22 protein-coding genes and 2 riboswitches are annotated in these 26837 nt (G+C 42.7%); of the genes, 21 read left to right on the top strand and 1 reads right to left on the bottom strand.

Annotated elements, in window-relative coordinates; all coding sequences use genetic code 11:
* Window positions 1-73 precede the first annotated feature (73 nt).
* The 20 genes from ACZ42W_RS12935 to ACZ42W_RS12840 all read left to right on the top strand — a co-directional run bounded on the left by ACZ42W_RS12935 (window position 74) and on the right by ACZ42W_RS12840 (window position 22221).
* The gene (locus tag ACZ42W_RS12935) at window positions 74-1231 is read left to right on the top strand and encodes a glycosyl hydrolase family 18 protein (RefSeq protein ID WP_464165761.1); all 1158 of its coding nucleotides are present in this window, start codon (window positions 74-76) and stop codon (window positions 1229-1231) included.
* Window positions 1232-1467: 236 nt separating this feature from the next.
* Window positions 1468-1929 (top strand): C40 family peptidase, encoded by a 462-nt coding sequence (locus tag ACZ42W_RS12930; protein WP_464165760.1) that lies wholly within the window; start codon window positions 1468-1470, stop codon window positions 1927-1929.
* A 168-nt stretch (window positions 1930-2097) separates the two neighbouring features.
* Entirely contained in the window at window positions 2098-2814 is a 717-nt protein-coding gene (locus ACZ42W_RS12925) for a DUF169 domain-containing protein (RefSeq protein WP_464165759.1), read from the top strand.
* 654 nt (window positions 2815-3468) lie between these two features.
* Window positions 3469-4365 carry a DMT family transporter gene (locus ACZ42W_RS12920; RefSeq protein ID WP_464165758.1) on the top strand — a complete coding sequence of 299 codons (897 nt, stop codon included), beginning with the start codon at window positions 3469-3471 and terminating at the stop codon, window positions 4363-4365.
* A gap of 347 nt (window positions 4366-4712) precedes the next feature.
* Entirely contained in the window at window positions 4713-5732 is a 1020-nt protein-coding gene (locus tag ACZ42W_RS12915) for a LacI family DNA-binding transcriptional regulator (RefSeq protein ID WP_464165757.1), read from the top strand.
* Window positions 5719-6651: a ribokinase gene (gene rbsK / locus ACZ42W_RS12910; protein ID WP_464165756.1), complete on the top strand. Its 933-nt coding sequence runs from the start codon at window positions 5719-5721 to the stop codon at window positions 6649-6651. Before ACZ42W_RS12915 ends, rbsK begins: the two co-directional genes overlap by 14 nt.
* 59 nt (window positions 6652-6710) lie before the next feature.
* On the top strand, window positions 6711-7106 hold the full coding sequence (gene rbsD / locus ACZ42W_RS12905; protein ID WP_464165755.1) for a D-ribose pyranase: 396 nt from the start codon (window positions 6711-6713) through the stop codon (window positions 7104-7106).
* A 40-nt stretch (window positions 7107-7146) separates the two neighbouring features.
* Window positions 7147-8643, top strand: a complete 1497-nt coding sequence (locus ACZ42W_RS12900) for a sugar ABC transporter ATP-binding protein (RefSeq protein WP_464165754.1) — start codon at window positions 7147-7149, stop codon at window positions 8641-8643.
* Entirely contained in the window at window positions 8636-9574 is a 939-nt protein-coding gene (locus ACZ42W_RS12895) for an ABC transporter permease (RefSeq protein WP_464165753.1), read from the top strand. Before ACZ42W_RS12900 ends, ACZ42W_RS12895 begins: the two co-directional genes overlap by 8 nt.
* Before the next feature lie 145 nt (window positions 9575-9719).
* Entirely contained in the window at window positions 9720-10667 is a 948-nt protein-coding gene (gene rbsB, locus ACZ42W_RS12890) for a ribose ABC transporter substrate-binding protein RbsB (protein WP_464165752.1), read from the top strand.
* A 123-nt stretch (window positions 10668-10790) separates the two neighbouring features.
* Window positions 10791-10892, top strand: a riboswitch (purine riboswitch).
* Between the two features lie 152 nt (window positions 10893-11044).
* Entirely contained in the window at window positions 11045-11788 is a 744-nt protein-coding gene (locus ACZ42W_RS12885; RefSeq protein WP_464165751.1) for a GntR family transcriptional regulator, read from the top strand.
* Complete coding sequence (gene ade / locus ACZ42W_RS12880; protein WP_464165750.1) at window positions 11788-13566, top strand: adenine deaminase; 1779 nt, start codon at window positions 11788-11790, stop codon at window positions 13564-13566. The genes ACZ42W_RS12885 and ade overlap by 1 nt, the downstream gene beginning before the upstream one ends.
* Window positions 13567-13575: 9 nt before the next feature.
* Complete coding sequence (locus ACZ42W_RS12875) at window positions 13576-15717, top strand: xanthine dehydrogenase family protein molybdopterin-binding subunit (protein ID WP_464165749.1); 2142 nt, start codon at window positions 13576-13578, stop codon at window positions 15715-15717.
* A gap of 58 nt (window positions 15718-15775) precedes the next feature.
* The gene (locus ACZ42W_RS12870) at window positions 15776-16816 is read left to right on the top strand and encodes a BMP family protein (protein WP_464165748.1); all 1041 of its coding nucleotides are present in this window, start codon (window positions 15776-15778) and stop codon (window positions 16814-16816) included.
* Between the two features lie 59 nt (window positions 16817-16875).
* Window positions 16876-18402, top strand: coding sequence for an ABC transporter ATP-binding protein (locus ACZ42W_RS12865; protein WP_464165747.1), 1527 nt, complete (start codon window positions 16876-16878; stop codon window positions 18400-18402).
* Window positions 18396-19490: an ABC transporter permease gene (locus tag ACZ42W_RS12860; protein ID WP_464165746.1), complete on the top strand. Its 1095-nt coding sequence runs from the start codon at window positions 18396-18398 to the stop codon at window positions 19488-19490. Before ACZ42W_RS12865 ends, ACZ42W_RS12860 begins: the two co-directional genes overlap by 7 nt.
* Window positions 19432-20376, top strand: coding sequence for an ABC transporter permease (locus ACZ42W_RS12855; protein ID WP_464165745.1), 945 nt, complete (start codon window positions 19432-19434; stop codon window positions 20374-20376). The genes ACZ42W_RS12860 and ACZ42W_RS12855 overlap by 59 nt, the downstream gene beginning before the upstream one ends.
* Window positions 20377-20394: 18 nt before the next feature.
* Window positions 20395-20850, top strand: coding sequence for a hypothetical protein (locus tag ACZ42W_RS12850; RefSeq protein ID WP_464165744.1), 456 nt, complete (start codon window positions 20395-20397; stop codon window positions 20848-20850).
* Between the two features lie 31 nt (window positions 20851-20881).
* Window positions 20882-21775 (top strand): FAD binding domain-containing protein, encoded by an 894-nt coding sequence (locus ACZ42W_RS12845; RefSeq protein ID WP_464165743.1) that lies wholly within the window; start codon window positions 20882-20884, stop codon window positions 21773-21775.
* On the top strand, window positions 21757-22221 hold the full coding sequence (locus ACZ42W_RS12840) for a (2Fe-2S)-binding protein (protein WP_464165742.1): 465 nt from the start codon (window positions 21757-21759) through the stop codon (window positions 22219-22221). Before ACZ42W_RS12845 ends, ACZ42W_RS12840 begins: the two co-directional genes overlap by 19 nt.
* A gap of 238 nt (window positions 22222-22459) precedes the next feature.
* Here the strand turns inward: ACZ42W_RS12840 and ACZ42W_RS12835 are convergent, their stop codons facing one another.
* A complete protein-coding gene (locus ACZ42W_RS12835; protein ID WP_464165741.1) occupies window positions 22460-23878 on the bottom strand; it encodes a C40 family peptidase in 1419 nt (472 codons plus the stop codon).
* Between the two features lie 2 nt (window positions 23879-23880).
* Window positions 23881-24017, bottom strand: a riboswitch (cyclic di-AMP (ydaO/yuaA leader).
* A 576-nt stretch (window positions 24018-24593) separates the two neighbouring features.
* On the opposite strand from ACZ42W_RS12835, the gene ACZ42W_RS12830 reads away from it, so the two are divergent.
* Window positions 24594-26675: a sigma-54 interaction domain-containing protein gene (locus ACZ42W_RS12830; protein ID WP_464170997.1), complete on the top strand. Its 2082-nt coding sequence runs from the start codon at window positions 24594-24596 to the stop codon at window positions 26673-26675.
* Window positions 26676-26837 lie beyond the last annotated feature (162 nt).

Below are 26837 nucleotides of genomic sequence, written 5' to 3'. Positions count from 1 at the left end.
TTAGACACTCACATGACTTACTTACAGAACATAAGTTAAAGATAGGATTTATGTGCCTTAAGGAGGATTCTTTATGCACATTCATGTAGTGAAGCCAGGCGATAGCGTCTGGACATTATCTCGTCACTTCGGAGTACCTAGTCAAGCTATCGTGGAGGGCAATCAGCTTATTCATCCTGACCGGCTGGTGGTTGGACAGACACTTGTTATTCCAACCACCAGGGAAACCTCTGAGTCGGTTCAAAAACCTACAGTAGAAACAAATGGCTATATTGATCCAAGAATAACCCGAGGTCGGTCTGCGCAAGCGATTGACAGAGTTGGAGATTGGCTAACCTATGTTGCTATCTTTTCGTATGCAGTCAATCGCGACGGAAGTCTTACTCCTGTAGAAGATGAACCCTCTCTTGCAGCAGCTTCAAAAAATCGTGTTGCTCCTCTTTTAGTACTCACGAACCTAGAAAATGGACAATTTAGTACAGAACTAGCTACAGCTATTTTAACCCAAGAGGCCGTACAAGATCGTATATTGGATGAAGCAATCCGAGTAATGCAAAGGAAAGGCTACAAAGGTCTTGACTTTGACTTCGAGTATCTTGGAAGCGAGAATCGAGAGCGTTATGTCCGCTTCTTAACGAAAGCTGCCCAGAGATTAAGACCTTTAGGTTATACACTCTCAGCAGCTTTGGCACCGAAATACAGTGCAACACAGAGAGGTGTACTTTACGAAGGACACGACTATGAAGCGATTGGACGGGTCGTAGACTTTATGTTTCTTATGACCTATGAATGGGGATGGTCTGGAGGTCCGCCACAGGCCGTATCCCCCATCAATCTCATGCGAAGGGTCTTGAATTATGCAGTAACTGTTGTGCCTAGTCAAAAAATAATGATGGGAATACCTCTATACGGTTATGACTGGACTTTACCTTATGTGCCTAAAGGAAAATTCGCGAAGGCTATAAGTCCACAACGGGGTATAGAACTGGCGAGCCGATATGGTGAGCGCATTGAGTATAATCAAACGGTTCAAGCTCCCTGGTTTCGATATACGGATGAACAGGGACGCAGGCACGAGGTTTGGTTTGAAGATGCCCGAAGTATTCAGGCAAAATTTGATCTCGTTAAAGATTTTGGCTTAAGAGGCTTCTACTACTGGGTTTTAGGTAATGAATTCCCACAGAATTGGTTATTGGTTCAAGATAACTTCAACGTACGAAAGCGTCTATAGATAGTAAAACCGATAGAGAAGGAATGGATATGAAAGCAGGGCGATTTCCGCTCTGTTTTTTACTGTCTGTAACGTAATTCTGGAGTTGTTAGATTATAACTTAATATTCCATATTAAAAATTAAATGGAAGATAACCCAACAACCCACGATTTAATTTAGAGTTGTTAGATGATAAAATTAGACTTGTCCAAAAGGGAACAAGTTCAAACGATTAAATAACAAGGAGATGATTATAATGAGGAATAAGTTATTCATTACGATATTAACCGTATTTATAGGGGTACTTATGATTGCCCCAGCTGCCCAAGCTTCAACGAGTAGTACTCGTCCGGAGAGGGTCAATCAAGTTGTCGCTACTGCTAAAGGATACATTGGAACTCCCTATCTTTGGGGAGGGACCACTACGCGAGGAATAGACTGTTCAGCACTTACGCAAAAGGCGTTTCGTAGTCAGGGCATCAATCTTCCTAGATTAAGTAGGGACCAATATAAGGTAGGAACCTTTGTACCAGCGAGTAAATTACAGCGTGGAGATTTAGTCTTCTTTAGTTTCACCTCGAAGGGACAAGTTAGCCACGTTGGGATCTATATGGGGAATGGCCAGTTCATTCATGCTTCTTCAAGTAAGGGAGTAACGGTATCTAAGTTTAACTCCTACTGGTGGAGTAAGTATGCAGGAGCCAAAAGGGTAATGTAAAAAATCGTTTAAAATAAAAATTATTCGATTGGGTTCTAATTTAAAGAAGGCTTACGAGTGCTGCATAGCATTCCTAAGGCTTCTTTTTTTGTTTTGGTCCAGAAGGAATTTAGCAACATTATAAGAATATAATCTTAACCGAAGTTGGAAGGTGAGGAGTTTTTTTAAATGAAAAGCAAGATTGCAGATTCTATAAAACTTAAAACTCAACCGGTTGCCGTATTTCGATCAGATATCAAACCCGAAGGGGGCTTGCAGTTCAAGGAAGGGAAGTGGGGCTGCGTAATCTCCATGTTAAATTCCGCGGCTAAAGGTCAAGTCACAGTTTTTGATGCTCCGACGACTACGTGCACGGGTGGCAAAGTTGGACTGGGTTTTAACCGTTTTAAATTAGGTTTTATTGAATATTTCTTATCAACCGGTGGTGTAGGAGGCAGGGAAGGGGAATTTTATAAGAAGAACCCGGAGCTTGCTGCAAAGTTTGCGACTGGATTACCTGAAGTCACCACAAAAAGTTATATTATTTTTAAGCCTTTAGCTGAACTAGAGGAGAGCGAAACCCCTGAGATCATCATCTTCCTAGCCAATGCTGACCAGCTTTCCGCCCTGATGTGGTTTGCAAATTATGATAGACCCACTCAGGATAACGTGAAGGTGGACTTTGGTTCTGGCTGTCAGCAGTCCGTACTTTATGCCCTGGAACAAGTTGAGGCAGAAAATCCAAAGTGTATAATAGGGTTAACCGATCCCTCGGCACGTAAATTCATTGACAAAGATGTCCTTTCTTTTAGTATCCCCTATAAACGCTTCTTAGAGCTCGAAGAACAAGTGGATGAAAGTTTTCTGACGAAAGAAACATGGTTAACCATAGCGGCAAGGATCTAAGGGTGTATGAGAATCGCTAATGCTAATAAGTCGAGGACGTTAAAGGAGAAACAATGAAAAAGAAATCAACGCTAGTACGAAAGCCAAGAACAAGAGCTCTTTTCAATACTGGCACACGCCCTCATAAATCCAATAAAGACTACACTCGAAAAATTAAACATAAGGATAGTTCTTCTGACGACGGAGAGTAGCAAAAGGATAGCAACTAGTTTCTTGAAGGGTAGAGGATTTTATGCAATATGTGGCCTTCATTATTGCCCTAGGAATTGTCATGTTATTTGGCGTTTGGAGGGGACGACGTCATCGAACGTTCTTTAAAGCTGAGGGAGAAAAAGTTCATCCCTTGAGAAAATCGAAGCGGACGAATCATCTGCGGAGAGTAAAATGATCCTAAAACTAAAACGTCGAATTTTTAGATCGCGCTCTCAGTTTGCAAGGGACAAGTTGTTTTGGCCGAAGGATTTGGAATGCTTAAAAAGCTAAAGACCGCTCCTCGAGCGGCTCTTTTCATTATGATATCTGTTTTTTGTTGAAGTTATCCGGGAATAGGGGTTATTTTTATCCTTGCAGAAATTTGGGGAATTGTAGAGAAATGCATAAATAGAGTAGAATACTACCCAATCGTAGAATAAGTTGAATAAGGGAGTCATAACATTGTTAACATCACATTTTGGAGAAATTGCTGCACTTATAACAGCATTTTGTTGGACAATTTCCGCGAGCGCCTTTGAGGCTGCTGGAAAGAAAGTGGGTTCTTTATCTGTTAACTTAATACGTCTGGTATTTGCTTTTTTCTTTATATCAAGTTATAACTTATTTACAAAAGGAATGCTTTTCCCCATTGATGCCACAAGTGCAAACGTGTTTTGGTTAACCTTGTCAGGGTTAATTGGTTTTGTTATTGGAGATTTATTTTTGTTCCAGGCCTATGTAGTCGTTGGATCACGCATATCCATGTTAATTATGTCCACTGTACCACCGATTACAACCATAACAGGTTTTATTATACTAGGAGAGAAAATCACACTATTAGATGCAATAGGAATGCTTATAACGACATGTGGGATTGCTCTTGTAATATTTAATAAGGGTATCGGGGAGAAGAAGGTGACGCTATCTCAGCCCACTAGGGGATTAGTGTATGCTTTTTTAGGTGCTTGTGGACAAGCGTTTGGCCTAGTTCTAAGCAAATTTGGCATGGGCTCCTATGATCCCTTCCAGGCAACTCAGATTCGAATAATAGCAGGAATAATTGGTTTTGTAGTTGTCTTAACAGTATTGAAGAGCTGGGGAAAGCTTTTTTCAGCTCTTAAGAATGCTAACGCTATGAGGTTCATCGCTACTGGATCAATTTTTGGTCCCTTCCTCGGAGTGTCTCTTTCGTTACTTGCGGTTCAACACGCACCGACAGGTGTCGTTTCTACGATAACGTCGCTTACTCCTGTTTTGATTATTCCTATATCGATTCTTCTATTTAAGGAAAAGGTTTTTCCACGCGAAATATTGGGAGCTTCTATCTCGTTAATTGGTGTATCGCTTTTATTTTTATAAGGAAGTTATAAGCTGCCTTGCCTAGATAGCTAACAACCATGGTTTAGATACCTCCACTCATATCTTGTAAAGATCGACAAGATGAGAATGGGGGTTTTCTTATAGGGTCAACCTTCTTCAACATTTGCTACTGTAAGCCACGTAGATAACGAAGGAAATTCAATAATAGTGCGTGTATTGCCGATTTCTGGGAAAGATTAAAATAGTATTGACACAACATTCATAAAAAGATAAATTGTTAGTAGTATGTAACCGTTTACATGCTTTATTGATACGTAAGTTTACCTTTGTATAAGATCATTGTTAAGAATGATGTAACCGATTACAGAAGTAAGAAGGTGTAGGTTATGGCGACAATTCGGGATGTTGCCCGTCTGGCGGGAGTATCGGTAGCTACGGTATCTCGCGTCATTAATAAGAGTGGAAATGTTAATTCTGAGACATCAGGTCAAGTCCTAAAAGCTATTGAGCAACTCCAATATGAACCCAATTCTATAGCACGAGGACTAGCAGGAAAGAAGACAGGGACGATTGCTTTAATTTTACCTGATATTTCGAATCCATTCTTTCCAGCGCTTGCCCGAGCGGTTGAAGATGTAGCCCATAAAAAGGGTTTAACCGTGATCTTTGGAAACTCTGATGGGCTTGGCTTTAAAGAGCGTTCTTATATCAAGATACTCAAGAAAAAATATGTGGATGGAATTATTATTGCATCCAATACTGTTTATCAGGAGGATATTGACCATCTAAGAAAAGATCAGGTTCCAATTGTTCTTTTAGACAGGGGGTTAGATATATCCACGTGTCCGATTATCCGTTCACAGAATCGTGAAGGTGCAAAGCTTGCGGTTAAACATCTGCAGAGCAGGGGTTGTCGCAAAATTGCCCATATATATGGACCTCAGGAATATATCACAGCTCGAGAGCGCTTACTGGGTTATGAGGATGTTGTAGGAGGGCAGGCTTGGTATTCACCAAGTTTAGCGGTCCCAGGAAATTTCGATATCGAAGGTGGGAGAAAGGCGATTAAACTTCTTTTGGAGCGTCAACCGGATATCGATGGAGTCTTTGCAGGTAATGATTTGATGGCAGTCGGAGTGTTGAAGGAATTGCGTGATCAGGGAATTCCTGTTCCGGAGAAAATTAAAGTGTGTGGGTTTGACGGGATCAGCTTAACGGAGATCACTGAACCCGAGTTAACGACGGTTGCCCAGCCGATTTATGAGATGGGTGCCTTAGCTGCAAGAATGTTGATCCAAGAGATTGAAACGGGAATTAGTGAGAACACTATCATGGAATTAGATGTAACCTTGATACCGCGGAAGTCGACTTGGAAAGAGGGTGTTGATGTAAATGAAGAAGCCTAAAATTCTCGTCATCGGCAGTTTAAATATGGATCTTGTCGTTAAAGCAGAACGTTCGCCCGAGCGTGGGGAAACGATCTTAGGCGAAGAAATCCACTTCATCCCTGGGGGAAAGGGGGCAAATCAAGCGATTGCCCTAGCACGATTAGGTGCTGAAACGGCGATGATAGGGGCAGTGGGTCCGGATTCCTTTGGAAAGGATTTGCTAAAGGCCCTGCAAACGGATGGAGTAGATACTTCAGGCGTCAAAGTCTTAGACAAGGGTGCGACTGGTGTTGCATCAATTCTTCTGGCTGCTGGAGATAATAGCATTGTAGTCGTTCCCGGCGCGAATGCTCAATGTTTACCGGAAGATCTGGATTGGCAGGAAGAGAAGATCAGGGAAGCTGATTTAATCGTACTCCAACTGGAAATACCACTTCAGACGGTGGAATATGCGGTAAAGCTCGCTAAAAAACATGGCAAGCCAGTCCTGCTGAATCCAGCTCCCGCACAAACCTTGTCCGTAGAGCTTTTGCAACAGATTGACTATATTACTCCGAACCGTTCAGAACTTGAACTTTTAGCAGGAATGGGTCGTAATTCTTCATTGGAAGACGGCATGGATCGGTTACTCAATCTGGGTGTCTCGTACTGCATTACTACGCTTGGCGCTGAAGGCGCTGCATATAAAGCCAAGGGAGAAAAGCTGTACCGCGTTGAAGGGCACAGCGTTCCAGTCGTTGATACCACGGGAGCGGGAGATGCTTTTAACGGTGGACTAGCTTATGCTTTAGCTGGAAAAATGCCGATCGCGGAAGCGATGATATTTGCCGGACAAGTGTCTGCTCTAGCCGTGACGAAATTCGGCGCACAGGGTGGAATGCCTACTCTGAAAGAAGTTCAGGAGCATTTCCGTAAGTCAAAAATAACTTCACTATAAGATTAAGTAACATACTTTAGGTGGAGTTTTAAACCGATATCTTGAAGGAGATTTATCACATGAAGAAAATTGGAATACTGAATAGTGAGATTTCCAAGGTGATCAGTAAACTTGGACATACCGATAAAATAGTGATTGGAGATGCTGGCTTACCCATTCCACCTCAGGTTAAACGGATTGACTTAGCTTTAAAAAAGGGAGTACCGTCGTTTATTGAAACTGTAGAAACAGTTTTACAGGAGATGCAAGTGGAGACCGCCTATATTGCTATAGAGATGGAGAAGGAAAGCCCTCTAAAAAAAGAGGAATTACTCTCCCTCTTACCGGGTGTTTCGATTAAAACCATGACCCATGAAGAACTTAAAACTTTGACCCAAGAAGCGAAGGTCATTATTCGCACGGGTGAGTTTACTCCTTATGCCAATGTGGTGCTTGAGGCAGGCGTGATTTTCTAAATGCTTAGTATTTAATTCAAAAAAGAAGGAGGGATTTCGAATGGCGGATCTCTTAAAAATGGAAGGGATCAGCAAGAGCTTCAGTGGAGTCAGCGTTTTGGACAAGGTCCAACTGTCTCTTCGGTCAGGAGAAGTGCTTGCTCTGATGGGGGAAAATGGTGCCGGGAAATCCACCCTGATGAAGATCCTTTCAGGAATTTATTCCAAGGATGAGGGTACAATTAAACTTCAGGGAACGGAACAGGTGGTATCTTCACCAAAGGTGGCGCAGAACTTAGGAATTGCCATTATCCATCAGGAACTTAATATGATTCCTTATTTATCCGTGATGGAAAATTTGTTTCTGGGTCGCGAGATTAAATATGGACGGACCGGAATCGTGAACTGGTCAAAAATGCGCGACGAAGCCCGTAAATCTTTAAACCAACTGGGGTTGGAATTAAGTCCAGATACTTTAGCTGGAGAACTTTCCGTTGGACAACAACAAATGGTGGAAATTGCCAAGGCTCTTTCGATGCAGGCTAAGATCCTTGTTCTAGATGAACCTACAGCGGCACTCACAAAACGGGAAATTGAAAAACTCTTCCAAGTAATCGAAAATTTGAAAGCTCAGGAGGTTGGGATGATCTATATCTCCCATCGAATGGGAGAAATCTTTCAAATTAGCGATCGAATTACGGTGCTACGTGATGGCCGATATATAGGGACACGTGAAACCAGGGAAACGTCCATGGATGAGATTGTGCATATGATGGTTGGGCGTGAAATCAAAGAGCTTTTCCCAAAGGTAGAAACGTCCCTTGGTGAAGAACGATTAAGGGTCGAAGGACTCTCGCAACCAGGAAAATTGAAGAATATCGGGTTTTCTTTACGGGCAGGAGAGATTCTGGGAATCGCGGGTTTGATGGGAGCAGGGCGGACAGAATTAGTGAAAGCCATCTTTGGAGCAGAGAGCTACAGCGGCAAGATTTATGTGGATAATCAAGCAGTGAATATAAAAAATCCGATGGATGCGATTCGAGCAGGGATTGCTCTTGTTACTGAAGATCGAAAAGGAGAAGGTCTTGTCTTAGAGCTTTCCGTTCGGGAAAATCTGGCTCTTCCGAATCTTCGCACCCTATCTCGTTCTGGCTTTATCAGACACAGTATGGAACAGGAATTTGTAGATAAGAGTATCCAAAAGTTACATGTCAAAGTGCATCATCCGAACCAACGGGTCGGATCATTGAGTGGAGGAAATCAGCAAAAAGTAGTCATCGGTAAGTGGTTGGCTGCTCGTCCGAAGGTCCTGATCTTAGATGAGCCAACTCGCGGGGTGGATATTGGGGCTAAACGGGAGATTTATGATTTGATGAATCATCTGGTTCAAGAGGGTGTGGCTATTCTCATGATTTCATCGGAGCTTTCTGAAGTTTTAGGGATGAGCGACCGGGTCCTCGTGATGCATGAAGGACGAATTACTGGGGAATTTTTACGGGAAAATGCCACACAAGAAAATATAATGTTTGCGGCAACAGGAGGGAAAAGTCATGGCTAAAGAAAGGCGAAAAAGCGGGGTTCTCCAACGCATGGGTCCTCTTTTGGGACTGATTTTGCTCGTTGTTATTCTTTCAATTATCAGCTCGGATTTTCTATCGGTTAGTAATATTTTAAATGTTTTGCGCCAAGTTTCAATTAATGCACTAATAGCCTTCGGAATGACTTTTGTTATTTTGACAGGCGGTATTGATTTATCCGTAGGATCGATTGTTGCTCTCTCAAGTGCTTTGGCTGCGGGAATGATGGCTGCTGGATCAGATCCTTCGATTGCGATTCTTGCAGGACTCCTTTCCGGGGCGGCTATGGGAACTGTAAATGGCGTTATTATTTCTCGAGGGAAGGTAGCTCCCTTTATTGCGACCTTAGCAACCATGACCATTTTCCGGGGAATAACACTCGTCTATACCCAAGGTAAACCGATCGCCGGGCTCCCAGATTCCTTCGGTATGTTTGGTCGTGGTTACTTGTTTGAAATTCCGATGCCAGTCATCTGGATGCTCATTTCATTTGTTGTTCTTTATATTATTTTAAAGTTTACTACCTTTGGTCGGCATGTTTTTGCACTCGGAGGGAATGAGGAAGCAACTCGATTATCAGGGATCAATACTCCTAGAGTTAAGACCTTTGTCTATACGATAAGTGGCCTTTTCGCCGCAATTAGTGGAATCATCCTGACATCGCGTTTAAATTCAGCACAGCCTACAGCCGGAATGTCCTATGAGCTAGATGCGATCGCTGCTGTTGTCATCGGTGGGACAAGCCTCTCCGGTGGAAAAGGGTGGATTGTTGGGACTTTGATTGGTGCGATGATTATAGGGATCCTTGATAATGGGCTCAATCTTATGAATGTCTCTTCCTTTTATCAGCAAGCGGTTAAAGGTGCAGTAATCCTGCTCGCAGTCTTGCTCGATCGTTCAAAAAATAAGTAATCCGGGTGAAAGGAAACTTACTTCAGGTGGAATACTAAATTCCATCAGAAGTTTAGTTGAATTACCAAGCGAAGGAGGCGAAACTCGAAACTATCTATTCTCAGTTATTTGAATCGGTAAAATAAATATTAGAGGGGAATAAAACATGAAAAGAAAACATTCCATTTGGACGCTTCTACTTGTTGTTATTATGGCCGTATCCCTAATTGGCTGCGGTACCACTCAAACCAAACCTGAGACTACTAGTACAGCAAAGACTCCTGCTACTATGACCATCGGTTTTTCAATTTCAACGCTAAACAATCCGTTCTTTGTTACCTTAAAAGATGGTGCAGAAAAAGCGGCCAAGGAAGCAGGTGTAACCTTGAACGTTGTTGATGCGCAGGACAAAACTTCAAAACAAATTAGTGATATTGAGGATCTAATTCAGAAAAAAGTCAGCGTCATTTTGATTAACCCGACCGATAGTGCAGCGGTTGTTAGTGCTGTGGAGTCTGCTAATAAAGCGAATATCCCAGTTATCACGGTTGACCGTGCTTCCAATGGAGGGAAGGTCGTAGCTCATATCGCTTCTGACAATGTAAAAGGCGGAAGTATGGCGGCTGACTATATAATGAAGGCTCTCAATAATAAAGGAAATTTAATTGAGCTACAAGGTATAGCTGGGACTTCAGCAGCTCGTGACCGCGGTAAAGGATTCCACAATGTCGTTGACGGCAAAGCGGACATTAAAGTGGTTGCTTCCCAACCTGCTGATTTTGATCGTGCTAAAGGGTTAACTGTTATGGAAAACATCCTTCAAGGGAATAAGGATATTCAAGCCGTTTTTGCCCACAATGATGAAATGGCTTTAGGTGCCGTAAGTGCACTCCAGGCTGCGGGCAGAAGCAACATTCTTGTGGTAGGCTTTGATGCTACAGACGATGCAGTTAAAGCTGTTAAAGATGGAAAAATGGCTGCAACAGTTGCTCAAAAGCCGGAATTGATTGGTAAAACCGCCCTTGAAACTGCGATGAAAGTCGCCAAAGGGGAAAAGGTGGATGCGAATATCCCCGTAGCACTTGATTTGATTACAAAGGATAATGCAAAGTAAAAATAAAGGAAAATACGAAGTATTAGTCCCACCAAAGTCCAGGAGCAGGTGATCCCTGCTGTATTGACACTAAAGGATATTTACAGTTGACCATCCAAGATATCTCTGTTAAACTTGAAACTGAATTTTAATTCCATAAGAGTTCATATAGTAGCGGAGATAGGGTCCGCAAGTTTCTACCAGACGACCGTAAATTGTCTGACTATGAGCGAAAGTATACACCGACGGGATAAAAACCCAGACGGTCTAGTTTCACTCATCTATTTTTGAGCTGAAATTGACGTCTGGGTTTATTTTTTTGCGAAATAAGTATTACTTATTACTTATTACTTATTATTGAGTTACGTCCTGTTGAATCTACAGTTAAGGGGTGCAGCATGCCAGAGATTCCTAAAATAGATAACGAGGAACTATCCGTCAAAGCCCGTAAAGTCATGATCGCGATGTTGCGTGATGGAGCGTTTGAAACGACAGGTAGATTACCATCGGAAGAGCTTCTTGCACAAAAACTCGGGATCAGTAGGACAGTCGTTCGTGATGTGCTCGCAGCTTTAGAGGGTGAGGGTTTTATTACCCGCCGCAGAGGAATCGGGACGATCATCAATAAGCATGTTCTTCAAGTCACCTCACGACTCGATCTTGAGAAGGAATTTCTCGAGGAAATTGCAGATGCGGGCTATATACCATCGATTGCCTATGTTAAGCCCAGCATGACTAAGGCCGATCAAAACGCAGCGAAGCATCTTTTGGTCAACGAGGGAGATGAACTTATTGTTGTCGAACGGCTCATCCTTGCCAATCAGAAGCCAGCTATTCTGTGCATAGACCACATTCCTCAAAAATTAGTTATTGACCCAACCTACAAAAATAAAGACTTGGAGCCTCCGGTCTTCCAATTTTTGCAGCAATACTGTCATTGTTCAGTAGAAATGGATCTTACGAAGATAGAACCTTGCTTAGCGGATAAGAATTTAGCGACCACCTTCGAAATCCCTGAAGGAAGTCCAATTTTATACCTTGATGAAGTAGGATATAACATCAGCCAACGGCCGGTCCTATGGTCAAAGGAATATTATGCACCTGGAATTTTAGAATTTACCGTTTTACGGAGAAAGGTTTGATGGCTGCAATGCAAGAAACGGTCTCAACGTTAGCTCAAGAACTCAGAGTTGCTCTCGGAGAAGAAAAGGCGGATTTACACATTAAAAATTTGCAAATTTTAGATGTATTTACGGAAACCGTCTACCGAGGTGAGCTGGTCATTAAAAACGGCAGAATTGTTGCTATCAATCCTTCGTGGGAGGTCAATACTGAGCACGTATTTGATGCCGGGGGTCGCTATGCAGTTCCTGGTTTTATGGATGCACACATTCATATCGAACCCACCTTACTCACTCCTCAAGCGTTAGCCAGTGTCATTGTCCCTTGGGGTACGACCGTTCTCTTCGTCGATGCGATGGAGATTGCTAATGTTGCTGGACTTAAAGGGTTAGAAGCTTTATTAAGTTATATCACTGAATTGCCTTATCGTATCTATCTTGAGGTTCCCTCGAGAGTCCCAACGGCTCCAGGCTTGGAGACAACGGGTGGGGTTTTAGGGGTTGAAGAAGTCGAAGAACTATTAAAATTGGATATATCTGCCAGTCTTGGGGAACTTGATCCCTCGAAAATCTTAGGGGTTCGAGAGGAGTATTTAGCAAAAGTTTTAAGTGCCCGGGCTAGTGGCAAGGTTGCGAATGGTCACGCGATTGGGCTGAATTGGGATAAGCTGAATGTCTATGCCACGGCAGGGCTCTCGGATGACCACGAATCAGTAGTCTATGAAGAACTTTTTGAGCGTCTACGTTTAGGAATCAAGGCTTTCATTCGGGAAGGTAGTACAGAACGTAATGTGGAAGCACTGATTAAGGGTGTGATTGAACATAACCTGCCGACCGAGAATCTAATTTTCTGTACAGACGATAAGCATGTCACGGATATCGCGACAGAAGGACATATCAGTTACAACATTCAAAAGAGTATCGACTTAGGCCTCGATCCCATTAAAGCGATCAAGATGGCAACGATTAATACCGCTAAACACTTCCGGTTAGATCATCTCGTCGGAGCCTTGACTCCGGGACGTTATGCCGACTTCGTTCTCTTAGATGACTTGAAAACCATTAAACCTGTTTATGTTTTTAAAGATGGCCAAATCGTGGCTAAAGATGGCAAACTTTCACAGGAAGTGAGTATCACTCAGTTTCCTGACTTTCTCATGAAGACGGTCAACTTATCCTCTGACTTTAAACCCTCTGATTTTGTGGTGCCGGCTAGCGGAGAAAGTGCAAAAGTTAACGTAATCAATCTTTATCCGGATCAAATCATTAACTATGGAACCCAGGAATGGTTGAAAATCTCTTCCGATCAGGTCCAAGTCAATCCTGAAAAGGATATTCTTAAGCTGGCTGTGGTCGAACGCTACGGACAAAATGGACAAGTCGGGGTCGGGTTTGTTCGCGGATTTAAGCTTAAGTCCGGAGCGTTGGCCTCGTCCGTATCGCATGATCATCATAATATTGTCCTTGTGGGAACGAATGATAACGATATGTATATTGCAGCCCAAGAGATTGCCAAATACCAAGGGGGCTTCGTAGCTGTTCAAGATGGACAAGTCTTAGGGGTTCTTCCGCTACCGATCGGAGGGCTCATGAGTCCACTCTCCTCTGAAGAAGTCATGGATCAATTGATTCGAATCAACGAGGTCGCTACTAATTTAGGTAGTGATCTACCCGCTCCGTTTATGACACTATCGTTTATATCTTTACCCACTGTGCCTGAACTGGGTCTCACCGATCATGGACTTATTGATGTGCTCGAACATCGTGTGATCAAAACAGTTCTGGAAACCAGATCGTGAGGGATGAAGATGTTGAACGTCGTTGGGAGCTCTTTACCTCGAATTGACAGCGTAGCTAAGGTCACAGGGCAAGTCCGCTATCCCAGTGATTATTCCTTTCCCAACATGTTATACCTTAAACTTGTTCGAGCGACTGAGCCCCATGCTAACATACATTCCATCGATACCTCGCCCTGTCAGGGAGTTGACGGTGTTTACTGCTTTACTGCAGATGATGTCTTGGAAAATAGTTTCGGAAGCATACTCAAAGACCAGCCGGTGTTTGCAAAGAATAAAATCTGCTATTATGGTGAACCCATAGCGCTAATTGCCGCCGATACTCCAGAGAAGGCCAGTCAATATGCTCAGTTGGTTAAAGTGTCTTACGAGCCCTTGCCGGTTATCCATGATCCTGTCGAGGCTCTAAGCAAGAATAGTCCTATGATACATGAAGGCGGTAATCTCTTATTACATATTCCGTTTGAGAAGGGGATGCCTGAACAAGCATTAAGGGAGAGCTTTCTTGTTCTTGAGGATGAGTTTCAGGTTCCAGTTGTCGATCACCTTTATCTCGAGCGAGAGGCGGGTGTCTCCTTTCTTGATGAGGACGGAGTGTTAAACCTCATCGTCGGTACCCAGAATCCTTTTTATGACCGTGAGGAAATTTCTCGCTGTTTGGGGATTCCCCTGGAAAAGATCCGGGTTCATTCCTCAACCATTGGGGGTGGATTTGGGGGGAAAGACGGAAACACCGTTCAACTCTATCTAGCCTTAGTCACTCAGAAGACGGGTAGACCTGCAAAGTTAGTGTTTACCAGGGAGGAGTCCCTAGGAACTTCCTATAAGCGACACGCTGCTAAGATTCAAGTTAAGGTAGGTTTCGAACAATCGGGGCGTATTACCGCTTATCTCGGAAGCATCCATTATGATACGGGAGCCTATGCCGCACTGGGTCCAGCCGTCCTCGGTTTAGGGATAGAACATGCAACAGGACCTTATGTGATTAATAATGTATCGCTTGAAGGGTATCTCTGTTATACCAATAAACCTCCTGCGAGTGCGATGCGTGGATTTGGAGCCCCCCAAACCGCTTTTGCCATGGAAACCCTCCTGAATAGGGCGGCTAAAATCCTCAAGATCGATCCGGTTCAGCTGAGATACCAAAACGCTTTGTATAAAGGAGCGGAAGGGAGTCTCGGTCATACCATGGAGCATACCGTCGGACTTAAAGAAGCTTTAACGTTATTGGAGAAGTCTTCACTTTGGCAAGAAAAAGTGCATAACACTGATTCTGCGATTGGCTACGGAATGGCCGCTGGATATTTAAGCTGTGGAATGGGCAAAGGAATTCCGGATCAAGCCAAAGTAGAAATTCAAAGTTCAGCCGATGGTACGTATGAGGTAAAGATTGGTACCGTTGAGATTGGTCAAGGAAGTAACACTCTATTTGTCCAGTTAGCTGCCGAGGCCCTTCAGGTTAATCCGGATCATATAAAAATAATTATGGGAGATACGGCCCTGACCTATGAATGTGGTTCAACTGCTGCCTCTCGAACTTCTTATATCTGTGGAAATGCGCTTCTCGACGCAGTTGAGGATTTGAAAAAACAAAGACAACCAGGTGTCCTTCATCCTAAAGGCATCGGGGAAGCTGTTTTTCCAGAAGTCAAAAAATCGAACCTAGGGGTCGGCTTACCTCATAGCATGTATACATTTATTGCTCAGGCCGCTAAGGTTCGGGTATTAAAAACCGGTGAAATAGAACTTCTCGATGTATTTGCAGTGACTGAGGCAGGAAGAGTGATTAACCCCGTTGCCTTAGAAGGACAAATCCAGGGTGGAATCGTTATGGGAGTCGGCTACGCCTTAACAGAGAATCTGGAATTTAACCATGGTATTCCGCAAAATACAAGTCTATCAACCTATTTAATTCCAACAAGTTTAGATTCCCCAGCGATTACCGCTGTTAGTGTAACAGAGTATGAGGAGTCAGGTCCCATGGGATTAAAAGGAGCTGCTGAAGTTGGGACTGTTGTTATTTCCCCAGCGATTGCCGCTGCGGTGAGTGAAGTTGTTCACAGTCCGGTTTCTAAGCTCCCCATCTCTCGCGAGAAGATTGTGGACTACTTTATTAAAACAGTAAAAGGAAGTGATAGAGAAAATAAAATGTGATTAAGCTCATAGAGCAAACCTCAAGATAAAAATAAAAACAAAGTGGAGGAAAGATCAAATGAAAAGGAAATTGAGTCTATTATGTATCGTCATGTTAGTGGTCAGTATTCTCGTTACAGGGTGCGGGAACTCATCTACTCCTGCTTCGAACTCAACGAAGGCCTCAGCAGATTCAGGGGTTAAGCCTTTAAAGGTTGCGTTAATTCTCCCAGGCAAAGTAGATGACGTTTCCTGGAATCAAGCCATGTATGAGGGTATGAAGGCTTTAGAAAAAGACTATGCCGGAAAAATCAAAGTTACATACTCAGAGAACGTCTATGAAGTCGCCAATATTGAACCCGCTTTACGTGATTTTGCGACTCAAGGATTTGATCTCATTATCGGCCATGGTTTTCAATTCCAAGAACCTATCATTAAGCTCGCTGCGGAATTTCCCAATACGAAATTTGCCTTAGGAACTGGCTTTAAAACAGCTGCAAATACCTGCATCTACGATATTCAGTTAGAGGACGGGGGTTACCTTATGGGAACGCTAGCTGGACTCATGACGAAGACCAATAAGATCGGGGTCGTGGGTGGAGCTGACGTTGTAGAAATCTATCGTGGCCATGAAGCGTTCAAATATGCAGCCAAAAAAGTAAACCCTGACATTAAGATCCAAGAACTTTACACGGGGGACTGGCGTGATGCAGCTAAGGCTAAAGAAGGTGCAATGTCCATGTACGATGCGGGTGCTGATGTAATCTGGCATTCTGGGGATGGAATTGGACTCGGGGTAGTCGATGCTGCGAAAGAAAAGAAGCAGTTCGCCTTAGGAAATGTAGCCGATCAGAATGTGTTAGTTCCTGACTATGTCTTATCTGGAATTGTCTACAACTGGACGCCGGTTATCAAGCAAATGGTTGATGATATTCTAAATAACAACTTTACGAACAGAAATGATAAAAAATACATGTTAACGGTTGCCAATGGCGGAGTCACCGTTGCACCTTTCCATGGTCTAGATAGCAAAGTTCCAGCGGATGTCAAAGCAAAACTTGAGGCAGTTAAGAAGGATTTCGTCGATAATAAAATTCAAATGCCCAAATTCGAAAAGTAGTTCTCATGCGGGGCCTGAGATCCAGGTCCCGCTCGACTACGTTAGGGGGTTAGAAGCTGTTGAATTTAGCTGTTGAGATGCAAGAGATTACGAAGGTCTTTAAAAAGGTAGCCGCTAATGATAAAGTTAATTTTCAATTAAAAAAAGGTTCAATCCATGGACTGCTTGGAGAAAACGGCGCAGGAAAAACCACCCTGATGAATTGTCTCTATGGCCTTTACCAACCGGAGAGCGGCAAGATTTTTGTTAATGGGACAGAAGTTAAGATTGATAGTCCTCAAAAAGCGATGAGCCTAGGGGTTGGAATGGTCCATCAACACTTTATGCTTGTACGCCCCATGACTGTTGTGGAAAACATCATGCTGGGTCTCGCCTCCAAACGGGGACCGCTACTTGATACTGATCGAGTGGAGCAAGAATTACTTGCTCTTTCTAAACGATTCAATTTAAATGTGGATCCGAAGGCTAAAATTTGGCAGCTTTCAGTCGGCGAACAACAAAGGGTTGAGATCCTCTCAGCACTTTACCGTGGGGCAGAAATACTGATTCTCGATGAGCCTACAGCAGTATTAACCCCAAATGAAGCTCAGGAGCTATTTGAAATATTGAGAATGATGCGGAAGGACGGAAAATCCGTTATTCTGATTAGCCATAAATTAGAAGAAATCTTGGTTATCGTCGATGAGGTTACCGTCTTACGCGATGGCCGCTTCGTTAGTCAAGCGAAGGTTACAGCCGAAACTACGAAGCGCGATCTTACGAATATGATGGTTGGTCGCGATGTGCTTTTTAACTTTAAACATCAGGAATCCATAACTGGGGAAACCAAGCTGATCGTAAAAAATTTGCGAGTACAAGATGATAAAGGGCTTCTTGCTCTCAATGAGGTTAGCTTTTCCATAAAGGCAGGGGAAGTTTTGGGCATTGCAGGAGTGGATGGGAATGGACAAAAGGAACTTTGTGAAGTCTTAACGGGATTAAGGCCGACTGCCTCAGGAGAAATCCTTTTAAACGGCAAAGAACTGAGCGGGTCGAACCCCAAAACCTTCATTAATGAAGGAATCTCGCATATTCCCGAAGATCGCCAGAAGACAGGCTTAGCCATGAATATGAACATCGCCAGAAACTTAATCCTCAAAGAATTCAATCGAGCGCGTTTTTCTCGTCGAGGTCTACTCAATTTCAAGGCGATTAAGGAAAATGCCGAACGACTCATGGAGGAGTATGGAATCAAAGCGAAGGACCTCAATACAAAAGTGAAGGATCTTTCAGGCGGGAATCAACAAAAAGTTATCCTGGCCCGAGAATTAAGTTCCAAACCGGAGATCATTATTGCCAATCAACCGACTCGAGGCTTAGACATTGGGGCAACGGAATATGTTAGACAAAAGCTCCTTGAGGAAACAGCCAAGGGAACAGGGGTGTTATTGATTTCTGCAGACCTAGAGGAAATTTTGCAATTATCGGATCGGATTGCCGTGATGTATGACGGACAGATTATGGGGATCCTCGGCAGAAACGCCAGTGTGGATGAGATCGGTCTACTGATGGCTGGGGTAAGGACAGAAGGGGTGGAAGCATGCTAAAAGGAAGCGGCATACTGAAGGGGTTTTGCAACAATATCCTGCCAGCGATTGTCACGATCGCCCTCGCATTCGGGGTCAGTGCCCTGTTACTCCTTGCTTCGGGTCATAATCCGGCTGAGGCTTTCTTAACCTTGATCATCAGTGCCTTTGGATCACCGAGTCGCCTTGCTGAAGTACTCGTCAAGGCAGCCCCTCTGATGGTTATGGCCTTAGGGATCTCAATCGCGTTTAAAAGTCAGATCTGGAATATTGGGGGAGATGGACAATTTACATTAGGCGCTGTGTTTGCAGCCTTTGTCGCTTTGAACCTGAATTTACCAGCGAGTATCGTATTGCCAGTTTCTTTATTAGCTGCCTTTCTCGGAGGGGCGCTCTGGGGTGGATTAGCCGGATATCTACGGGCGAAATTTAACGCGAATGAAGTCATCACGACCCTGATGCTGAACTACATCGCGACCTATCTTTTAAGTTGGCTGATTCGGTATCCCATGATTGATCCGAAAGGACAAGGTTTTCCGCAAACTCCCTTAATCGACAAGCTGTCTCGTTTACCGATTATTCTCAGCGGAACACGGCTCCATGTGGGAATCATTATCTCCTTAATCATCATTGTGTTAGGCTATTTCTTCTGGCGATCTACCTTAGGCCTCCGGATCGAGTTAGTGGGAGAAAGCGAAGATGTTGCCAAATACAGTGGGATTAACGTATCCAAAACAATCATTCTGACCATGGTCATCTCTGCTGGACTCGCGGGAGTTGCTGGCTGGGGAGAAGTCGTGGGAGTTCAATATCGACTTTTAGATAATATCTCTTCAGGATATGGAAATCTAGCCATCGTCATCGCCTTACTTGGGAATTTAAACCCTTTTGGAATTGCAATCTCCTCGTTTTTCTTCGCCGCCTTAATGGTGGGGGGGAACACCATGCAACTCATGGAGGGAATTCCCTTCTCTTTGATTACGGTGATTCAGGGTTTGATCATTGTCTTCGTAATAAGCCGGGTGGTTTACGCCCAATGGAGGGATAAAGTTGCAAACAGACATTTTAACCGTAGGGTTTTTAGTCAGTCTACTCGCGGGTGCAATTAGAATGAGTATTCCCATCCTCTTACCTGCCTTAGGGGAAATTTTTACGCAGCGTTCTGGGATTCTTAATCTTGGTCTCGAAGGAATTATGTTAATGGGTGCTCTTGCCGGCTTTGCAGGAACCTTTTTTACCCAGAACTTGTGGTTCGGACTTATCGCTGCGGTAATCGCTGGGATAGCGTTTTCTCTTATAATGGGCTTTTTAAGTATTACGGTGAAAGCCAACCAAGTCATTGCAGGGACGGCGATTACGATATTAGGTACTGGATTATCCGCTTTCTTTTATCGAGCGATGTTTGGGATCCAAAAGCTTCCTCCCCAGATTGAAGCCTTTAAACCCCTTGAGATTCCATTCCTCTCAGATATCCCGATCCTTGGGCCTATTCTTTTTAATCACAATATCATGGTCTATCTAACCTTTTTATTAGTCGTCTTCACAGCTTTCATTCTGGAGAAAACTACGTTCGGCCTTAAGGTTCGCGCGGTTGGGGAAAATCCCAGAGCCGCAGATTCGAAAGGTATTAATGTCTCTTTCGTTCGGTACCTTTGTGTGGCGATCGGTGGTGCTTATGCAGGATTGGGAGGAGCCTTTCTCTCGATTGGGTTTATGAATACTTTCCTGGATGGGATGGCCGCTGGCAGAGGGTTTATTGCTGTTGCGGTGGTCATTTTTGCACGTTGGAATCCGTATAGAGCTTTAGGAGCGGCGCTCTTATTTGGGGGAGCCAATGCCCTACAAATGAGGCTTCAGGCGATTGGCGTTCCGATACCTCATCAGTTCCTCCTTGCCTTACCCTACGTCTTAACCATACTTGTCTTATTGAGTGTATCCAAGAAAGCGGAATTTCCATCAGCCTATACTTTACCTTACTCACGATCTGAACGCTAAATAAATGAGGTTAATGAAATGAGGAGCTTAAAGGTTGGACTTCGAATCGGCGGGGTCGTTATGATATGTATGCTACTTCTGCTCAGCACAGTGAGCTGGGGCTCTCCGGGGCAAGTACAAGCAGAAGAGCAAGCTAATGGGTTCGCCCGAGCCATTAACGAGAATAATCCGACGGATCTATATTCCTATCTTCTGCCTGAAATTCAAGGAATGTTAAGTCGAGATGCGTTTGTCAAAAACTTTGCCCATGAAAGATCCTATCCTTATCTCACCCCACTTTATATTTACTTAGATGAAGTAAAGTTAGATGAAGGGAAGCGGTCGGGAGAAGCAATCTTTACCGTCGCAGCTCGTTTGCCCGGAGAGAAGATGAGGGTTAGACTGTATTACCTTGATCAACAGTATTATTTCGATGCCTTTCGAGAGATCGCCGATGGGAGCTATATCGAGAAGTTCAAGAAGCTTAAGAAATAAGTATTAATGTTTTATTATAGGGGAATGCAAAATGAGTTTTAGAACATTTTCACCTCAGACCCCGGCCCAAGCACTAGCGTTATTAAGCTTACCCGAGGATTATCTGCCGATTGCTGGGGGAACGAATGTCCTGGTAGACCTGCATAAAGGAAAGATTACTCCGAGTGGTTTCGTAGATTTGTCGAGGATTGAAGAATGGAAGACGATTGAACTTAAGGATCAAGTATTGGAAATTGGCTCTCTGGTTACTCATGCTGATCTTGAAGCTAACCCTATTGTTAAAAAGTATTTCCCAGCCTTGAGTATGGGTGCTTGCGCAGTAGGAAGCCCGCAAATACGGAACAGGGGGACATTGGGGGGGAATTTGCAAAGTGCCTCACCTGCTGCTGATTGTGCTCCTCCGCTGTTAGCTTATGATGCAATCCTGACCCTCGTTAGCGCCAATGATTCAGGCCAGTTGAAAGAAAGGCAATTAAGTTTAACGGACTTTTTCCTCGGAGTGGGTAAAACCGCCCTTCGACACAAGGAACTGATTCATAAGGTTAGTATTAATATCAATCCGAAGGATCGATCGATCTTTTTGAAGTCAGGTCTTCGCAAAGCTTTAGCGATTTCACTCGTGAATCTAGCCGTTAGTTTAGAACTTGATGAAAATAACTCCTGTTCAAAAGTTCGTGTGGCCTTAGGATCGATCGCCCCTACCCCTATTCGCATAAGAAAAGTCGAAGATTTTCTAATGGGTCAGAAGCTTACTGAGGATGTGATCGAAGATGCGAGTCAGATCGTACAAAAAGAGATTTCTCCCATATCAGATCTCCGGGCTTCTGCGGAATACAGAAGTTATCTAGCGAACGTCTTACTTCAAGAAGCGTTACGAACACTTACGAGTTCCAAGGAGGGTAGGCAATGGCCGAGAAAACGATAGAATTAACAGTAAACGGCAGCTCGATGGCCATTCAGATTGAAGAACACCGGACACTGCTTTACCTCATTCGGGAAGTCCTGGGACTCACGGGAACGAAGGAAGGATGTGGGGAAGGAGATTGCGGCGCATGTAGTGTGCTTCTCGATGGAGAACTTGTTAACTCCTGCTTAGTCTTAGCCATTCAGGCAGACGGAAAAGAAATGCTGACGATCGAAGGGGTAGGGACCGAGGATAATCTCCATCCGATTCAACAAGCCTTTATCGATGTTGGAGCCATCCAGTGTGGTTATTGTACCCCCGGCATGGTCTTAGCGACTAAAGCCCTTCTCGATAAAGTACCGAATCCTTGTGAGGAAGAAATTCGCCGTGGACTGTCCGGTAATTTGTGCCGTTGTACTGGCTATCAAAAGATTGTTGATGCTGTTAAAAAGGCGGCTAGCGCATAATTAACAACTCCAGCAGGTGAGGAAAGTTCAGCTGGTGGAGTTGTTTCCTTAGACGGGCAGTAGTGACTGTAGTTTATCTTAATAGAAAAAAATTAAAGCCGCTCGTGGAGCGACTTTTTTCAATTATAGCATTTCGTTGACACCAGGGTGATTCGGTTCGGGAGAACATCCTGTTCTTTCCCAAAGAAAAAGAGCAACCACATCTGCGGTTGCTCTTGAAAAAGCTGTTCTGTTCTCTCTAATACCTGCGTGCTCCGAGGTAACGAGAGGAGTAAAAGCTATCACTAAGGCTGGAAGTTTTCACACCACTACTGGGATTTGCGGCATGAACAAAACGTCCTCCCCCGATATAAATGCCTACATGAGAGGCACCCTTAGCATAAGTAGTAAAAAATACTAAATCTCCTGCTTGAAGATTATCTTTGCTGATGGCAGAGCCCGAAGCGAACTGATCAAAGGAGGTGCGAGGAAGGGATATCCCTGAACCCGAGTAGATGTATTTGGTAAAGCCTGAACAATCAAAGCCGCTTTTAGATGATCCGCCAAAAACATAGCTTGTCCCAACTAAACTGAGGGCGCGATCGACAAGGGATGAAGAACTGCTACTTCCACGCGAGGGAACATAAGCAACAGTAACAGGCCGACTATTGGGGCCCTTTGCTACTTCTTGATTGACAGGAGCTTGTGTGATTTTTTCCTCTAATACTTTTTTATTAACGTCTATACCATTCTTTTGTACATAAGAGTAGGTGACTAACTTTGTGCCATTACTCCCTTGTTTGGTGACTTTGGTTTGGCCAGGTCCTAAACTGCTGTCCGTTTTTGTTACGACATCGTAGGGTATTGTTTCAGAACCTGAATAGGTTCCTTCGCTTACGACAGTAAGATAGGGTGTTGAAGCAACAAGCTTGATAATTTGTCCCGGCTTTATTTTCGTGTCTTTAGTTGTTCCTGGGTTACCGGCTAATACTTCATCGGTCAACATATCATTTTTGCGGGCAATAAGCCACCAAGAATCATTGGCTTGGACAGTATAATCCTTGGTCGTTATTTTACCGTCAATGAGCATTTTAAAAGCTTGATCGCTTTGTGTCATTTGATCGGGTTGGATTTCTACCGCTTTGACATTCAACTTTTCGGCAAAACTAACGGAAGTTACCTTGTTCTCTTCACTGGATTTAACATAATAGTCTTCATAGTCTTTAAGTACTTTATCAGCATCTTCTTTGCTGGGTAAAAATACGATGGGAGAACCGTCTGCCTCTACCTTATAACCCTCAAGATAATAACTTAATTTATCTGCCAACTTCTCTTCGTCTAGTTTAGATTCAAGATAGACTGTTGGATTAACTCGGACAGCTTCATAGGCAATTTGGTCATGGGTTTTGGCAACTTGACCAAAGGGCTGACCCTGTTGTTCAAGAATCGTTTCAACGAGGTTTTTACCGATATCAACGTTACGGACTAAACCAATCTGTTGACCGTTAAGGATTACGGTAGCAGCAGAAGTAGTTGTCGTAAAATAATAGGTGAGCCCTCCAGCTAGGATAATGGTGATCGATAAACAACCGAGAACGCGAGGTGATTTCCAATTAAAACGTTTGATTTGAGTATGTACCACAACTTTTAATCGAGACAGGATTGGAGAGAAATGCATACTTTTACACCTTTCTTAGCTTACGAGGTTAGTTGACGGATTCGGGCGTAAAGTGTAAGCCCTACGCGTATGGCACGCGATTCACCCCATAAAAAAGTCCCCCGCTTTAGGAAAAACCTAAACTCAGCTTTCGTTTCTGTATCCTTTAATCATTCGACAAAATATGTTATGTTCCTTCTAAATTTATGCATGAAATATGTGGTAATTTGGGTGAGTACTAAAAGAGCGTTGTCTAAAGCTTAGCTTATTTCCGTTTAGATTTTCTGGTTTGCTTGCATTCATTTAATCTTATAAAAGCTTACTATTGTATAATACAAAAGCCCAGTTCCAGGCAAAATCGATTACCTCATCATTCTTGGAGCAGGTCTCAATGGGGATCAGTATAAATGTAATTAATTAAATTGACTACTAGTTTAACAAACTATATGCTAAAAAGTAAACATATGGTAAAATTATATAACATAGTATTATTTATCACATTATTGATCAGATATTATCTTTTATCCCTAAAAAGCCTAAATACGACGTCCATCTCTTATTATCAAGTCTTTCCTAGGATTTTGTTCCTAACACTTACGATTTAAACCTTACTTCACTCTTCTTGTGGTTATTTTAACATACTAATATTTTAAAAGAGGCGTAAGTTTTCTTTATTTTTTATATTAGTTATTAGTTCTAATGGTTTATTTTATGAGGAGGGGTTTAATTGCATGAAGTGAAAGACGTGAAAGATGATTTGGATGCCTTGAGTGAAAAAGAAAATAAAGACCGAGCGCATATCGTTTTATCGAAAGCAAGTTGGCAAGAGATAACGGAATGTAAAAATTTTTTTTTTCAAAATAGAGATGAAGACCTCAAGAGATACACTTGTTTAAAGACTGAGGTAGCTGATTCTTGGTTGAGATCGCGTGATTTTGGAGTGAGTCCCTACAAGGGGGGAATAAACGGTCATTTAAATTCTCACGATATTTCTAAAATCATAGATGAGAATAAACAGCTTATAGAAATTACTGAGTGTATTTTTGAAGACCTTAAAATTAAGGACATGATGACGTCAAGCTATGCTCTATATCTATTTGATAAGAATGGCGTTTTATTAGCTCATGAAGGTGAAATGCTACAGCTAATTTCCAAAAATAGCAAAGAAGTTTCGATGATAGGACAAATATGGACAGAAGAAACCGTTGGTACCTGCGCTCATACTTTAAGTATGCATCTTAAGCGACCAGTATATATTGTAGGTCCAGAACATTATTGTACAGTCTTTCAAAACTCTTGTACTGCGGCAGCGCCTGTAATCAATGAAGGCGGTGAAATTACTTGTTATTTAGTTTTAAGTCATCATATAAAATTTCCGCTGTCGAACGATTCTTATTATTTGAGTACGTATCCTCTTGGTCTCATAACAGCTATGGCTGTAGCAGTAGAAAATAAACTACGCCTTACAAAAAGTTATGAATTACTTAAAGCTGCTCACCATATGCAGGAAGTAACCTTATCTGTTATTGAGGAAGGAATAATTGTTCTGGCTAGTGACGGTATGATTGTTAAAATTAACAAAGAGGCTACTCGTATATTAAATACTAATGAAGAAGAGATAGTAAGTAAGCACATTAATAGTTTTTTCAGTAACCAGATTTATACAGCTGTATGCAAGGGGGAGCCTGTTGACATAGAGGAGACGATTTGTATTGATGATGATGAGAGATCTTTCCTAGTATATATACGTCCTCTAAATAATAAGATCAGTAAAGGCATAGATGGTGCAGTGCTTAGACTTAATCCTATGGAAAAAATAAATGAGATGGTTACTAGCAGATCAGGAGCAGTTGCTACTTTTACGTTTGAAAAAATTATCGGAAAAAGTAAAGCAATAAAAGAGGCGATCTCGTTGGGGAAATGCTTCGCCTTATCATCGGAAAATATCCTTTTAACCGGTGAGAGCGGGACAGGTAAGGAACTATTTGCTCAAGCAATCCATAATGCACACCGTCCGCAGGGTCCCTTCATTGCCGTAAATTGTGCAGCGATGCCAAGAGAACTTATTGAGAGCGAATTATTTGGTTACGAAGGTGGCAGCTTTACCGGTGCTGAACGCAAAGGAAGATCAGGAAAAATTGAACTTGCACATGGAGGAACGCTTTTTCTTGATGAGATAGGGGACATGCCGCTTGAGGTTCAAGCTATATTGTTAAGAGTATTAGAAGATAAGAAAGTTATGAGGATTGGCGGTCACCATTATAAAAAAGTTGATTTCAGATTGGTCGCTGCAACAAATAAGGACTTACAGCAGATGAACCAAGATTATTTATTCAGGAGTGATTTGTTTTTCCGCTTATCTATCCTATCCATTAAGCTACCGCCTTTACGTGCCAGAGAAAATGATGTTGAGGTATTGGCTAATTATTTTATAGATAAATACTGCAGTAAAATAAGGCGTAAGGCGCCAAAAATCAGTGAAGAAGCGCTTAAAGTTCTAAAAAACTACTCATGGCCTGGCAATGTGAGGCAACTCGAAAACAGCGTAATTTATGCGGTAAATTTAGCGCAATCAAACTTGATTCAATGTCAACATTTACCGAGTATTTTATCTAATGAAGTTGTCCCAAATATTTCCATAGGTAATAGCGATAACTCGGGAACTATTTATAAAATTGATATCGTGGAGAAAATTCTGATTGAGAATGCTCTATATAAAACCAAAAATAACATAACGAAAGCTTCCGAATTGTTGGGAATGGCTAAGTCAACGCTATACAGGAAAGCAAAAGAGCTTAATATTGATATAGGAGAATAGTACAATAAAATACTATCTATATGGTATATTTTGCGGGAGTAGAGAATGGAATTTTTAACTGATTAATAAAACAACCCCTAAGACGGTATCGATATATTGGGCAGAAAATAGAGGATGGGCTTCCTTAAAATTAAGGAAGCTCATTTTTGTGTTATTAGGAAA

It is taken from the genome of Desulfitobacterium elongatum, assembly GCF_055378975.1.
The sequence above is the reverse complement of the archived record's forward strand: the minus strand, read 5'-3'. Positions and strand labels throughout refer to the sequence as shown.